Origin of the sequence: Fusicatenibacter saccharivorans (assembly GCF_027667425.1) — a bacterium.
In the GTDB taxonomy this organism is placed as follows: Bacteria; Bacillota; Clostridia; order Lachnospirales; family Lachnospiraceae; genus Fusicatenibacter; species Fusicatenibacter saccharivorans.
Window position 1 is genome coordinate 81,712 of the sequence record NZ_JAQEGR010000012.1, and the last position, 14,151, is coordinate 95,862.

10 protein-coding genes and 1 pseudogene are annotated in these 14,151 nt (G+C 45.4%); 8 read left to right on the forward strand and 3 right to left on the reverse strand.

Annotated elements, in window-relative coordinates; translation table 11 throughout:
- The first annotated feature begins 58 nt into the window (after positions 1–58).
- Together PGS38_RS12235 and PGS38_RS12240 are read left to right on the forward strand one after the other, a co-directional pair.
- Positions 59–2,212: a glycoside hydrolase family 3 N-terminal domain-containing protein gene (locus PGS38_RS12235; RefSeq protein ID WP_118595227.1), complete on the forward strand. Its 2,154-nt coding sequence runs from the start codon at positions 59–61 to the stop codon at positions 2,210–2,212.
- A 12-nt stretch (positions 2,213–2,224) separates the two neighbouring features.
- Positions 2,225–3,610, forward strand: a complete 1,386-nt coding sequence (locus tag PGS38_RS12240; protein WP_118595228.1) for a glycosyl hydrolase family 28 protein — start codon at positions 2,225–2,227, stop codon at positions 3,608–3,610.
- A 357-nt stretch (positions 3,611–3,967) separates the two neighbouring features.
- On the opposite strand, the gene PGS38_RS12245 is transcribed toward PGS38_RS12240, so the two are convergent.
- The gene (locus PGS38_RS12245; RefSeq protein ID WP_118595229.1) at positions 3,968–5,425 is read right to left on the reverse strand and encodes an alpha-L-fucosidase; all 1,458 of its coding nucleotides are present in this window, start codon (positions 5,423–5,425) and stop codon (positions 3,968–3,970) included.
- A 435-nt stretch (positions 5,426–5,860) separates the two neighbouring features.
- Between PGS38_RS12245 and PGS38_RS12250 the strand changes: the two are divergent.
- The 3 genes and pseudogenes from PGS38_RS12250 (at position 5,861) to PGS38_RS12260 (ending at position 8,496) form a co-directional block, all read left to right on the forward strand.
- A pseudogene (locus PGS38_RS12250) lies at positions 5,861–6,852 on the forward strand (energy-coupling factor ABC transporter permease).
- 21 nt (positions 6,853–6,873) lie between these two features.
- On the forward strand, positions 6,874–7,644 hold the full coding sequence (gene cbiQ / locus PGS38_RS12255; protein WP_117510011.1) for a cobalt ECF transporter T component CbiQ: 771 nt from the start codon (positions 6,874–6,876) through the stop codon (positions 7,642–7,644).
- 111 nt (positions 7,645–7,755) lie between these two features.
- Positions 7,756–8,496 (forward strand): energy-coupling factor ABC transporter ATP-binding protein, encoded by a 741-nt coding sequence (locus PGS38_RS12260; protein ID WP_117510012.1) that lies wholly within the window; start codon positions 7,756–7,758, stop codon positions 8,494–8,496.
- Positions 8,497–8,706: 210 nt separating this feature from the next.
- On the opposite strand, the gene PGS38_RS12265 is transcribed toward PGS38_RS12260, so the two are convergent.
- Positions 8,707–10,047: an MATE family efflux transporter gene (locus PGS38_RS12265; protein ID WP_118640843.1), complete on the reverse strand. Its 1,341-nt coding sequence runs from the start codon at positions 10,045–10,047 to the stop codon at positions 8,707–8,709.
- 225 nt (positions 10,048–10,272) lie between these two features.
- Here PGS38_RS12265 and PGS38_RS12270 point away from each other — a divergent pair, with 225 nt between their 5' ends.
- Together PGS38_RS12270 and PGS38_RS12275 are read left to right on the forward strand one after the other, a co-directional pair.
- The gene (locus tag PGS38_RS12270; RefSeq protein ID WP_055226165.1) at positions 10,273–10,695 is read left to right on the forward strand and encodes a MarR family winged helix-turn-helix transcriptional regulator; all 423 of its coding nucleotides are present in this window, start codon (positions 10,273–10,275) and stop codon (positions 10,693–10,695) included.
- 140 nt (positions 10,696–10,835) lie between these two features.
- Positions 10,836–11,597 carry a sulfite exporter TauE/SafE family protein gene (locus PGS38_RS12275; RefSeq protein WP_118595234.1) on the forward strand — a complete coding sequence of 254 codons (762 nt, stop codon included), beginning with the start codon at positions 10,836–10,838 and terminating at the stop codon, positions 11,595–11,597.
- 287 nt (positions 11,598–11,884) lie between these two features.
- Here the strand turns inward: PGS38_RS12275 and PGS38_RS12280 are convergent, their stop codons facing one another.
- A complete protein-coding gene (locus tag PGS38_RS12280) occupies positions 11,885–12,631 on the reverse strand; it encodes an SDR family NAD(P)-dependent oxidoreductase (RefSeq protein ID WP_199696581.1) in 747 nt (248 codons plus the stop codon).
- A 475-nt stretch (positions 12,632–13,106) separates the two neighbouring features.
- On the opposite strand from PGS38_RS12280, the gene PGS38_RS12285 reads away from it, so the two are divergent.
- Positions 13,107–14,144 (forward strand): helix-turn-helix domain-containing protein, encoded by a 1,038-nt coding sequence (locus PGS38_RS12285; RefSeq protein WP_158578805.1) that lies wholly within the window; start codon positions 13,107–13,109, stop codon positions 14,142–14,144.
- Positions 14,145–14,151 lie beyond the last annotated feature (7 nt).

Here is a 14,151-nt window from a genome sequence, read left to right on the forward strand (position 1 = left end):
AGGTGCTCTTTGGAGAAATGAACATTAGAAATAAACGGATTGAACATAAGGAGTATTTATGGAAATACATGAATTACAGCAATTGCTGTCAGAAATGTCATTACAGGAAAAAATAGGACAGATGGTGCAGCTCACCGGTGTATACTTCGATAAAGAGGCAGTACTCACCGGTGTTGTTGGCGAACAGTTACCACCGGAATGGATCATTCAATATGCCGGTTCAGTGCTTGGAGTGATCGGTAAAGATAAAATTTATGATATTCAGAGCAGATATATGGAACAGCATCCCCATCATATTCCGCTTCTTTTTATGGCAGATGTTATCCATGGATGTCGGACGATTTTTCCGATTCCGTTGGGGCAGGCGTGTTCATTTCATCCGGAACTGGTGTCTGAGGCGGCTTCTATAGCTGCCTTGGAGGCATCTTCAGAAGGGCTCAGAGCAACATTTTCTCCTATGATTGATGTTTCAAGAGATCCCAGATGGGGAAGGATGATGGAATCCTTTGGAGAAGATCCATATGTAAATGGGATCATGGGAAAAGCAATGGTAGATGGCTATCAGCAGAAAGATGATGCCGGAATAGCGGCATGCCTGAAGCATTTTGCGGGTTATGGGGCAGTGAATGCAGGAAGGGAATATAATGATGTTGAAATATCCCAGCGGACATTTCTGGAACAGTATGTAAAACCTTTCCGTATGGCATTAAAAGCAAAGCCTGCTATGGTCATGACAGCTTTTAATGCTATTGACCGTAAACCGATAAGCGGAAATAAGGAACTTCTTAAAGGGCTTCTGCGGGATAAGGAAGGATTTGAGGGAACTGTAATTTCAGATTGGGGCTCCATAGGTCAGCTGGAAGAACAGGGAGTGGCAGCTGATATGGAAGAAGCAGCAATTCAGGCTTCCGAAGCCGGTGTAGACATTGATATGATGAGTCCTGCTTATATGCTGTGTCTGGAAAAACTGGTAGAAAGCGGAAAAATCCCGAAAGCGTTTGTTGATGAAAGTGCATTCCGGGTCCTGATGATGAAAAATCAGCTGGGGCTTTTTGAAAATCCGTTTGCCGGTCTTGGAAAGAGTGGAAAACTGACTCTGCATAACCGGGAAAAGGCATATCAGCTGGCGGGCGAAAGCTGTGTCCTTTTGAAAAATGAAAAGCTGCTGCCATTAAGCAGGAAGAAGAAAGTTATCTGGGCAGGTCCTTATACAGCGTCAAGAGAATTTTTAAGCCGCTGGTCAATTTTTGGAGAACATGAGGCAGTTGAAACAATAGAAGATATTTTACAAAAAAAGCAGATAGAAGCAGAATGTATTACAGGATGCAATATTCTTTCTGATGAAGAGTGTAAGGTATGGCAGGTGGAACAGGAATTGTCTGACAAGCCAAGGGATGAGCAGTGGCTGGAAACGATAACCCATGAAGATACGGTTGTATGTGTACTGGGTGAACATGAGTCCCAGTCAGGAGAGACTGCCAGCAGGGCATTTCTGACTTTGCCGGAAGAACAGCAGGTGTTATTTGAAAAAATAGCAGAACGTACAAGTAATATTGTGACTGTGGTAATTACAGGAAGACCATTGGACCTGCGGAGGATATCAGAAAGATCCAAGGCTGTCATTATGGCATGGAGACCCGGCACTATGGGAGCTGAAGCAATCATAGATCTTGTGTATGGCAGAATAAACCCTTCCGGCAAATTATCTGTGAGTATTCCATGGTGTGTGGGACAGGTGCCCATAAGCTACTGGGATGTAAAAACCGGACATATACTTACAGAAGATAATTCAGAAAATCGTTTTGCCAGCAGATATATGGATATCCCAAATACGCCGTTATATCCATTTGGCTATGGATTGTCCTATACAGAGTTTGATATTTCGGACATTGATGTGCAGACAGGACAGGATAAAAAAGTACATATACATTGTAATGTGTGCAATACAGGGAATGTTGCGGGAGCAGAAGTAGTCCAGTGTTATTATGAAACATTATATGCATCTGTAGTACGTCCAAAGAAAGAACTTGTCCGTTTCCGAAAGGTTTTCCTGGAGCCGGGGGAAAAGAAGGATGTAGATTTCTTTATTGACCAGGAAGAATTCTCATATTATGGCAAAAACATGGAAACCGTCAGCAGCGGAATGAAACTGCGTATCAGTATTGGAAACAGTAGTGACCACCTTGTTTCTGAGAACATTATACAAGTATAGGAAAAAAGAGACATGAAGGATTTTGAAAATGATTTGATTTATTATCCTAATCCGGACCCGGTCAAGGAACCGAGATTTATTTTAAATTCTGTAGATGAATTGGAAAAATCAGCAAAATACAGTGTTACCTGCAATGGAACAGAGCGAGTGGTATACCATACAGATTCGTTTGACTATGTTGTTGTAGTAGATAACGAAGCGTATGATCTGGAGATTTCAATCCATGCATCATATGAAAAACTTGAAATCCGTCCGTCCAGCTTTGGCATAGTTCCTTCTGTAAAAGGAGAAACAATCCATATCCATCTTGATGAACCGAGAAAGTTTACTGTAGAGACAGATGGTGGTCTTCATGATGCATTGTTTGTACTTTGCTCGCACAGGATTGAGAAACCGGCAGATACCACCATCTGCTTTGAAAAGGGCAAGGTATATAATGTAGGAGTTCTTACCTTAAAGTCCAATGATACGGTTTATATTGAGGAAGGTGCGGTTGTATCAGGGTGTGTATATGCAGACCACTGTGACAATATTTCCATTGTAGGAAACGGAATTATCAACGGAGCCTGCTGGCATCTGCCGGACAGTAATGCACACCGTTTCTTTATCTATGCCAAGTGGTGTAATAATGTACTCTTAAAAGGCTTTACGGCTGTAGACGGACCTTCCTGGCATGTAGTTCCTGCGGCGTGTGACCATGTTGTGATTGATAATATGAATATTATGTCGAGGATTGTAACGGGAGACGGTATTGATATTACGAGCAGCCAGGATGTAGAGGTAAAAAATTGCTTTATCCGTTCCACAGACGACAGTATCTGCATCAAATCCCAAAGATTGTTTGAAGATCCGTCAACGGTACGTGATGTAACAAAAGTGCGTGTTCACAATAACGTAATCTGGAATGCAGAACCCGGTAATGCCATAGAGCTTGGTTATGCCCTCCAGAGCGAAATCCACGACCTGGTATTTGAAGACTGTGACATCATACACTGCCAGTATGAAGGAAACATGGGTGGTGCGGCGATTTCCATACATCAGGCAGATGGAGGTCATGTTCATGATATACATTATAAAAACATCAGAGTAGAGCAGGCAGAACAGAAACTGTTCGATATTAAGGTTCTGCTTTGCAAATATACGGAACAGCTTGCCAAAGGAGAGATTAATGATATCTATTTTGATAATATCCAGGTGCTGAACGGAGATATCCCGGTTTCCGTGATCCGGGGGTACCAGACACCGACAGAAGAAGTACGTGTTCATGATGTCCATTTTGATAACATTACTTTTATGGGGAACAAGTGTGAAACCTGGCAGGATATGCGGCTAGTCACAGAACTGGCAAATGATATTTACGTCAACGGTGTCAGAACATGCAGACAGATGAAATTCTGAGAATATTACCATATAGGGAAGATTCAACAAATAATGGCAAGGATTCTCCCACCTCGATAGGTGGTGAGATGAATTGCAAATAAGAAAATTAACGGCAGTGGAGGGCGGAGAGAAATCGGTATCCCTACTGACATGAGGCAAACCACAGTCAGCATTCTGCTGACAAGTCAGACTCTGTGAAATTACCGACTGTGGATTGAAACAACTTCTTAAATGAATATAGTTTTTTCAATTATATTGACAAAGCAGAAAAACAGTTCAGGTGCAGAAATGCACTTGAACTGTTTTGACGTTAGGCGTATCAATGACTAATCCAGCCGACCTGAATGGATCAAGGAAAATTTTACACTTGTTGATTTACCGTTCTTTCTTCATCTCAAACACCAGCGCAATCGGTGCGGAGCCTCGTCTGTATCCTGCCGGGACAGTTATGCAAAGGCCGCCTTCGACTTCTTTGAATGCAACCTTTTCTCCGTTTTCCACCATACAGATCTCCGAAATCTTCGTCTCGGTATACGGTACGAAAATTTCTGCCTCTACCGATTCCTGTACCGTCGGATATAACCGGAATACATAGACAGAATCACCTTTCTGTGTGAACGAAAGGGTTCCGCTCTGGTACGGCGCGCAGACGCGGGTTCCGTAGATAGCATCGCCGAAGGTTTTCATCCACTGGCCAAAACCGTTCAGGCTGTCCCAGGCATCGACCGGGATGCGGCCGTCTGGCTGTGGGCTGACGTTCAGTGCCATGTTGCCGCCTTTGGCAACGATGTTGACAAGCATGCCGACAAGCTCACGCGGAGATTTATAATGATCGCCGTATTCGTACGTAAAGTCAACGCCGAGGGTAAGGCAGCTTTCCCATGGAACGTTCAGCGGTTCTTCCGGAATGCAGAGCTCCGGTGTCACGTAGTTTTCGTAAGCGCCGCCGATTGTACGGTCAACGGAGAGAATCCACGGCTGAATCTTACGTGCTTCCTCAACGATCTCTCCAAGCTCAATATCCTGGCCGTTGCTCTCAGAGACCCAGCCCGCGTCGAACCAGAGAATATCCAGCTTACCGTAATTCTCACAGAGCTCCAGAACCTGATTTTTTGTATATTCTTTAAAACGGTTCCACACGTTGGGATATTCCTTCGGATCGTAGGAAGGTCCGCGGGATGTCAGACCATCTTTTCTCAGATCTTCATTCCAGTAGTCCGGGCAGTGCCAGTCGGCTTTGGAAAAATAAGCACCGATGCCGATGCCTTTTGCACGGAATGCATCAAACATGGATTTTACGATATCCGCATTTTTATGTTCATGGAACGGGCAGTCCTCTGCAGTTGTTTTATAATCTGTATATTTGGTGTCCCAGAGGCAGAATCCGTCGTGATGCTTTGTGGTCAGAAGAAGATAACGGAATCCGCAGTCCTCTGCCATCTGCGCCCATTCCTCCGGCTGAAAGCGGACCGGATTAAACGAACGATTCAGGCCGAAATACTGTTTTTTAAAGGTTTCGCCGTCCGTCCAGTTTACCTGGTGGCGGGACCAGTCTGAATCCTTGTCGCTTAATGCCCAGGAGGCAACCATGCCGGGCTGGCAGTACAATCCAAAATGCATCATCAGCGCAAGCTTCTGATCCCGGAACCATTCGAGCTGCTGCAGAACAGCCGGATCGGTCGGACACACATACGTTTCAGCGGCGCTGTAGTTGTGGACACCCTGGGAAACAATTTCCTGTTCTGGATCAGAGGGCGCTTCATTGCCCAGGATATCGATGATCGGTTCCGTTGTTCTGTTTTGATCTTCGTGTTCTAAGTTCTCTGTGCTCATAAGAGAGTCTCCTTCTCGTCAAGATGAAATTCACACCAATACTCGAAAATACAGCCAGAACCCGTTAAAGAGCCGGTTTTGGCACTAAAATAAGAAAGAATCCTGCCCGGAGGGCTTTTTTCTGTAGAAAAAACCGCGGCGACCCGATGACGTGCAGGCGGCCGCGGATCGGACAGGAATCCTGTCCTCGAGATAGTGTGTGTACGGACTCCCGACACCGGGATATCCGTCTGTGTTGTCTATAGAATACCATATAAATGTTAAAAAGTCACCCTTTAAATTTAAACAAAATGTTCATAAAAAATCGGTAAAAGTGAACAAAAAGGATCATAAAAAAATCTAAAAAAATAACCCCTACGGGGGCTTGCAGGACGAATTTTAGCGTAGTAAAGTAAAAAAAAGAAAAAAACAGAAAACAAAAAGGAGGAGAATATTATGCATATGGCTGATGCGTTGGTTGCGCCTGCAGTGGCTGCAACAATGTATGTCTGTTCCGGCGGAGCAGCTGGTTTTTCTGTAAAAAAGTACGCCTGGAGAGCGACCCGAAAAAGATCCCAGTGATGGGAGTGATGGGTGCGTTTGTCTTTGCGGCGCAGATGATTAACTTTACAATTCCGGGCACAGGATCGAGTGGTCATCTCTGCGGAGGGATGATGCTGACTGCATTACTCGGACCGTACGCCGCATTTTTAACAATGATCGGTGTGCTGCTGATCCAGTGTCTGCTGTTTGCGGACGGCGGTCTTCTGGCGCTTGGGTGCAACATCTGGAATATGGCGTTTTATGGGTGCTTTCTCGGCTATTTCCTGTTCTGGTGTCCGATGATGAAAAAGGGAATGTCGCGCGGAAAGATTGTAGGTGCTTCCATCCTTGGGTGCGTGGTGACGCTGCAGCTTGGTGCTTTCAGTGTGGCGCTGGAAACACTTGCATCCGGTATTACGGATCTGCCGTTTTCTGTATTTGTGGCAACAATGCAGCCGATTCATCTCGCGATTGGTCTTGTAGAAGGCCTGATTACAGCGGCCGTTCTGCTGTTCGTCTATGAAGCGCGTCCGGAGATGCTTTCGTGCAGCGAAGAAAGGGCAAAGAGCCGCTTTTCTTTCAAGAAGACAATTGCGATTTTAGACATCGCAGCACTGGTGATCGGCGGAGCTGTTTCTCTTGCGGCATCCTCCAATCCGGATGGACTTGAGTGGTCCATGGAGCGTCTGACTGGCTCGACGGAACTGGAAAACGACGGAACCGGCGCACATGCAACGGCGGAAGAAATTCAGGAAAAAACGGCACTTCTGCCGGACTATGGATTTAAAAATTCCGATTCCACATTTGGAACCAGCTTTTCCGGAATTGCGGGATCCGCAGTCGTTCTTGTTGTCTGTGTCGGTGCATGCTATGCATTCCGCTTCTTTAAAAAGAAAAAGTCATAAGCTGCACGGAACAGGAGAAAAATGAATAAACTTGGCAATGCATTATATGAAATTCATCATATGGACATGCTTGCGGCGAAAGACCAGTGGGTGAACAAAATTCATCCACTGGTTAAACTCGTTTTGACGATTGTTTTTCTGACCGTAACGATGTCCTTTCCAAAGTACGATCTGACCGGCCTGCTGCGCATGGGAATTTATCCGATTGTGCTCTTTATTGTCGGCGAAATTTCGTTAAGCGACAGCATCCGGCGGCTTCGGATTGTTCTGCCGCTCGTCTGTTTTGTGGGGCTGTTCAATCCGATCTTTGACCGTCAGGTAATCGGGCATATTGGTACTGCTCCGCTGACAGCAGGGATGCTTTCCATGGTGACGCTGATGATCAAAGGTATTTACAGCGTACTGGCGGCGTATCTTCTGATTGCGACAACATCCATCGAGAAAATCTGTTATGCACTGCGTCTGGTTCATATCCCTGCCATTCTGGTGACACAGGTGCTGCTGACGTACCGCTATGTCACGGTGCTTCTTGAAGAGGCAAACCGTATGACCCAGGCGTACAGTCTGCGCGCGCCGAATCAGAAGGGTGTTCATTTCAAGGTATGGGGAACACTGGCCGGCCAGCTGCTTCTGCGCAGCATGGACCGCGCAAATGAGGTGTATGAAAGCATGACTTTGCGTGGCTATCAGGGAGAATTTTACTATACAGCGAAGGAGCCGTGCAAAGCGAAGGACTGGCTGTATATGGGTGTGTGGCTTGTACTTTTTGCCGTACTGAAAGTAACGGGATGAAGCGCTGCGTGGGAAGACATCTATTTGCAACAAGTCGGAAGAAGTAGAAAAGCAACCTGGTGCAGTTGCCTGCACGCGGGAAGAGAAAAGAATTGTCGGGAGATATCAAAAATGAGCCATATTCACATCAATTTTGAACATGTTAATTATTCTTACGAAAAATCAGTCCCGATTCTGCAGGACATCACGTTTACTGCACACGAAAATGACAGCATCGGACTGATCGGCGCGAACGGTGTTGGAAAATCGACGCTGCTGAAACTTCTGGTGGGACTGAATCTGGACTACGAAGGCAGCATCCGTGTGGAGGAAATGCCGGTTGTAAAAGAGATGCTTCCCAAAGTGCGCGAAAAAATCGGCTATGTCTTCCAGGATTCCGACAGCCAGCTTTTCATGTCGACGGTATTTGAGGATGTTGCATTTGCTCCGCGAAATTACGGGCTGCCGGAGGAAGAGGTGGAAAAACGTGTAAACCATGCACTGAAACAGATTCACATCGAGCATCTGCGGGACAAACAAATTTACAAAATGTCGGGCGGAGAAAAAAAGATGGCATCGATCGCGACGATTCTCGCTATGACACCGGATATTATCCTGATGGACGAGCCATCGATTGCACTCGATCCCAGAAACCGCAGATCACTGATCCACATTCTGAACGATTTTGAACATCTGAAAATCATCGCATCGCACGATCTCGACATGATTCTGGAAACGTGCAGTCGCGTGATTCTGATGTCCGGCGGGTGCATTGTCTGCGATGGAGATGCAAAAGAAATTTTGACGAACCAGGAACTTCTCGAGGAAAATGGACTGGAACTGCCGTTCTGCCTGCAGAAGCCGGTGTGGTAGAAAAGGCCGAAAAAAACAAAAGAAAACAACACCCGGGGATATCTGAAATCAAAAAATCAGATATTCCCGGTTGTTGTTTTTAAAAAGAATCCGAAGGTCGAATCGGGATTCGGATTTCTGTTACAAATTTTTCTGGATCGCTTGTCATTCCGTTGTCAATTAAGGTGATTTCCTGCGATCGTCTGTCATAAAGATATCTCCAAAGAAAATTTATACAGCAGTACGAATCGGTTTCTTCTTTAAGTACCGAAACACCAGCAGGCAGATGATAATAGAGGTCAGAGATCCGCATGCCGTTGCAATGCCCATCGGGAACAGCGTGTCCGGGAACCAGATGGAAGTCAGATACACACCGGGGATTCTAACAAGCAGAATGGCAATGATATTGTGCAGGAAGGAAAATTCCGACCGTCCGCAGGCACAGAAATAGCCGCTGAAGGTGAAGTGGACTCCAGCAAAAATGCAGTCCCAGATATAACCGCGGATATACTGACCGCCGAGGCGTGCAACCTCCGCATCTGTTGTGAAAAGACCGACCACAGGAACGGAAATAAACTGAATCGTAATAGCGACGATCAGTCCGAAAACGACAGCAATCAGTGCAGCACACCACATGGTCTGTTCGGCACGCTTCTGCTTTCCAGCACCGATGTTCTGCGCGCCGAGCGCCGAAACAGTGGAAAGCATGGAAGATGGAATCAGGAACAGGAAGCTGATGATTTTCTCTACAATACCGACTGCAGCCGCTGCTTCCAGACCGCGCCGGTTAGCGATGATGGTAATGATGATAAAGGCGATCTGAATAAAACCATCCTGTAGGGCGATCGGAACACCGATTTTAAGAATCTGTCCCATTACAGCTGTCTGAGGGGAGAGATCCGACCGGGTAAGACGGATGCCGGTATCATGTTTGCGGATCGCAATCAGTGCCAGAATGACGCTGAGTGTCTGGGAAAGCGTGGTTCCAAGCGCGGCACCGGATGGACCAAGATGCAGGGCGCCCATAAAGAGATAGTCGAGTGCGATATTGGCCGCACATGCGACTGCGATGAAGTACATCGGGCTTTTCGAATCACCAAGTCCACGGAAGATGGAACTGATGATATTATACGCGGTGATGAATGGAATACCAATGAAACAGATCGTCAGATAAGCGACGGTGCCGGAAACGGCTTCGGATGGTGTGGACATCACAAGTACGATCGGCTTTACCAGAAGAAGCAGGATTACCATCAGCACGACGGAAACACCGAGAAATAAAGTGATGGTATTTCCTGTGCAGCGTGATGCCTGCTTTTTATCTTTTGCGCCGACGGCCTGCGCGATGCTGACAGTCGTTCCCATGGAAAGTCCCACGATGATAACGGTAATCATATGCATAACCTGACTGCCGATGGAAACGGCTGTTGTACCGGCCGCACCGTCAAACTGACCGATGATGAAAAGATCTGCCATGCCGTAGAGCGTCTGCAGAAAATACGATAAGAGATAAGGCAGCGAAAAATAGAAAATATTTTTCCAGATACTGCCGGTTGTTAAGTTTCGTTCCATGATAGGGAAACCTCCTGTTGTAGAATATTACGATTATAGTAAACCCTACAATAATTATAGAGTCAAGAATATAATTTTCTGCACTTTATAAAAATACTTTAGATTTATAAGTTCGAACGTTTTCCGTGTGCACTCCTTGACAAATGTTCAAAAAAGAACTATTATACAAAAAAGTTCAAAATAGAACAAATAAGAATATCAAGTTAAAAAAGAAGGTGAAAAAGTATGTTTGATGAACAATGGCAATTTGCAGTGGAGGTAGAACGAAAATACAACCAGTACCGAAAAAAGGTCATGGTGCGTTATGATCTGTCAGCTGCGGAAGTGGATGTTCTGCTGTTTCTTGCGAATAACAGCCAGTTTGATCTTGCAGTGGATATTGTGCGTGTGCGGAAAATGCAGAAATCGCATGTTTCACTGGCAGTGAACAAGCTGTGTGAAAAAGGATACATTCAAAAAGAAACAGATGCGGCGGATCGCAAGAAAGTGCATTTGAAGCTAGAAGAAAGTGCATCAGAAATTATCCGCTTTGGACAGGATTGCCAGAGAGCGTTTGGAGAATCGTTGTTTTCCGGAATTTCCAGAGAAGACAGGGAAGAATTTCTCAGATTATGCGAGCTGATTCGGAGGAACGTGACGGAAAAATAAAAACGCTGAAAGCCAGAGAGAAGAACATAATAGAAAAATAAGACAAAACAAAAACAGAAAGAGGAGGAAAACAGTCATCTGCCCCTAAATGGCAAAGTACAGGAAAAGTGCAACGGATCTAAGCGGATGACAGAAAAACTATGACAATAACACAACTTATCGTATGTATTGTGGCTGGTCTTGGCGCCGGCCTTGGCACGGGACTTGCGGGACTCTCCGCAGCGGCCGTTGTTTCACCGATGCTGATTACCTTTTTACACATGCCGGCTTATCAGGCGATTGGCATTGCGCTGGCATCGGATGTGCTGGCATCAGGAGTAAGTGCCTGGACTTATAAAAAGAATAAAAACATTGATATCCGCCATGGCGTGATTATGCTGATATCTGTTCTGATTTTTACACTGGTCGGCAGCTTCGTATCTTCGCTGGTGCCAAATGGAACCATGGGCGGATTTTCGAAAGTGATGACACTGTTTGTCGGACTGAAATTTATCATCCGTCCGATTATGACAACGAAAGAAGTACAGGCAAATAAATCAGAAAAACAGAAAATCCAGCAGTCGATTCTCTGCGGTGTTGTGATTGGATTTATCTGTGGATTTGTCGGAGCAGGCGGTGGCATGATGCTGCTTCTGGTGCTGACAAGCGTGCTCGGATATGAGCTGAAAACAGCAGTTGGAACGAGCGTCTTTATTATGGCCTTTACAGCTCTGACCGGTGCAATCTCTCATTTTTATATCGGCGGCGCGCCGGACATTCCAATTCTGATTGCCTGTGTCATCAGTACCCTGGTCTTTGCACAGATTGGAGCGAAATGGGCCAACGGGGCAAATGTGAAAATGTTGAACCGCGTGACGGGAATTTTGCTCTGTGCGCTGGGAGTGGTGATGCTGTTTTTCTAACTACGTCGACTGACACTTTAGAAGTTTTCAAATATGATTTAACCAAATCAAGGAAGTCCCTTGCTTCCATGGTGAAAAACAATAAGCAGCGAATCGGATTGAGAATATCTGCTGCTATATAGGAAAAAATCCTGTGGGACATGAACTGCCTCCCAATCTTCAAAATGGAAAGCGGAAGATTGAGAGATAGTTTAACGTCTTGCAGGATTTTTTCTATCATAAAACTATAGATTTTACGCAGATAACCTCAAAATCAGAAAATGGTGTACAACTGGATGAAAAATAAATCAGGATCTCATCGCACCATCCACGGAAAGAATTTCTCCGGTTACATACGAAGCCATATCGCTTGCCAGGAAGAGGAATGCGTTTGCAATGTCTTCTGCCTCACCAATTCTTCGAAGAGGAATGCGGTTGATGAGTGGATCAATCATTTCTTTTGGAAGTGCGGCAACCATATCGGTACGGGTGATGCCAGGTGCAACCGCGTTTACACGGATATGGAAAGGACCAAGTTCCCGTGCGAGGGACCAGGTCAGACCGTTGACCGCATATTTACTGGATGGATAGGCAACGCCGCCCGGCTGGCCGCAGATGCTGACCATTGAGCTGGTATTTAAAATACAGCCGCCGCCCTGTTCTTTCATAATAGCAACGGTTGGAAGGATGCCGTTCATCATGGCGTTGACATTTAGATCCATGACACTGGCAAAGCGCTCTGCGGTATACTTGTCAATTGGTGTACTGTCTGAGACACCGGCGTTGTTCACAAGAATATCGATTTTGCCGTATTTTTCTTTGACTTTGTTGATCTCATCTACCATGGCAGCTGCATCGGTCAGCTTTGGCCATGCACCGGAAACTTCCCAGTCCGGGTTTTCTTCTTTTAAAGATGCAACCGCTTTTACAACGGTCTCTTCCCGGGATCCGAACAGGACGACTTTCGCGCCGTTCTGCAGAAATTTGTGCACAATGGCATAGCCGATTCCTCTGGTTCCGCCGGTAACAATTGCAACTTTATCTTTTAACATCATACCATTCACCCGATCCCGTTTTTTTATATCAATGAAAACTGATTATGCAGGCTGTAGTTTTTATTTTTTTAACGATTCGGAGAAAAATGAATTTTGCATGAAAAATCATTTGACTTTGAATGACGATTCGTTTTGGAGAATACAAAAAACGGGATATTTCCTTTCTCTTAAATTTTGTTGCAAATCTTTTCCTTTATTATACGGGATATCGTTGGTGGACAGTCAATGCAAATTTTTTCAGAAATAAACAGCATTCTTTTCTCAAAAGCAGAAGATTTCTATGGAAAAAGAGAATTGTTACGTGGCTTTTTGAGGGAAAACAGGATATAATAGGAAACAAAAGTATACACCAGGTGTATGCTTTTATAAAATCAAAACGAAAAAAGCGGAAAAACAGAAAGAAAAAGAGTGAAAAAAAGAGAAACAGTCAGAATGCGGGGGAATGACTGGACAAAAGGAAAAACGGGGTGCAACAATGAGAATTCAGGAAGTAATCAAAAAAACAGGATTGTCCAGGAGGACGGTTTATTATTATATCGATCAGAAGATGATCTCGCCTGTTGTTGATGAACATAACGGTTACCATGATTTTTCAGAAGCAGATATTCAAAAACTTTTTATCATCCGCAAGTTGCGCGAGGCAGGACTTTCACTGGCGGATATCCGCGCGATTCTTCACAAGCCGCGCACAACACCATTTTATCTGCATAAACAGCTGAATGCACTCCAGTCGCAGATGCTTACCATTCAGCAGACGATCAGCGAAATGGATCGTCTGAGCGGACAGCTTCCTGTGTGCCAGTCGCTTGAACAGCTTGCGGGGATGCTTGCAGATACCGATTTTTGCCCGGAAGATCCTACCCGGAATCAGATGGAATCCCGGGATGCCCGGCTGCTGGCACAGTATTTGTGGATGGCATATCTGGATACGCCGGTTACGGAATATCAGCAGTTTTTGTGGCAGAAAATCACACAGCATACGATTGAGCACGCAGGTACGGATTTGAAAATGATGTCCCGTTATTTACAGTACATTTCTCCGGAGCAGATTGATGCGACGAATATCAACCAGTATCTGCGCAATCAGAAAATTATCTCTCTGACGGAGGAAGATTATCCGGGTTTTATGGAAGAGCTGAAAGTTTCTTTGCTTGCGTTTGCGGCAGATCCAGTACAGCAGGAAAAATGGCGTCTTCTTTATCAGCCGGTGATCCATCCGACGGCGTTGTTCTGTGTATCCGTGAGCGGATGGATGCGGGAATTTCATCCGGCATACCGCCGCTATTATGAAAACACGCACACCTGCTGCCGGATGCTGAAAGATTTTATGGACAGTGATGAGGGAGCAGCGCTGAATGCGACACTGCGGGAGGCATTCCAGGGAAATTGTGATGTGCGTACAGGATATTACGGAGAACTGGAAGTGGCGGCAACATTCCATAAAAGTATTTATGCATTGCTGCCGCCAGAGAAGATCCGAAAATTTCTGGAAGAAAATTCAGATGAAAAATGATCTGGTT

Coding starts and splice junctions, on each gene's coding strand:
- PGS38_RS12235 (WP_118595227.1), top strand. CDS start 59: ATGGAAATACATGAATTACAGCAATTGCTGTCAGAAATGTCATTACAG.
- PGS38_RS12240 (WP_118595228.1), top strand. CDS start 2,225: ATGAAGGATTTTGAAAATGATTTGATTTATTATCCTAATCCGGACCCG.
- PGS38_RS12245 (WP_118595229.1), bottom strand. CDS start 5,425: ATGAGCACAGAGAACTTAGAACACGAAGATCAAAACAGAACAACGGAA.
- cbiQ (WP_117510011.1), top strand. CDS start 6,874: ATGAATAAACTTGGCAATGCATTATATGAAATTCATCATATGGACATG.
- PGS38_RS12260 (WP_117510012.1), top strand. CDS start 7,756: ATGAGCCATATTCACATCAATTTTGAACATGTTAATTATTCTTACGAA.
- PGS38_RS12265 (WP_118640843.1), bottom strand. CDS start 10,047: ATGGAACGAAACTTAACAACCGGCAGTATCTGGAAAAATATTTTCTAT.
- PGS38_RS12270 (WP_055226165.1), top strand. CDS start 10,273: ATGTTTGATGAACAATGGCAATTTGCAGTGGAGGTAGAACGAAAATAC.
- PGS38_RS12275 (WP_118595234.1), top strand. CDS start 10,836: ATGACAATAACACAACTTATCGTATGTATTGTGGCTGGTCTTGGCGCC.
- PGS38_RS12280 (WP_199696581.1), bottom strand. CDS start 12,631: ATGATGTTAAAAGATAAAGTTGCAATTGTTACCGGCGGAACCAGAGGA.
- PGS38_RS12285 (WP_158578805.1), top strand. CDS start 13,107: ATGAGAATTCAGGAAGTAATCAAAAAAACAGGATTGTCCAGGAGGACG.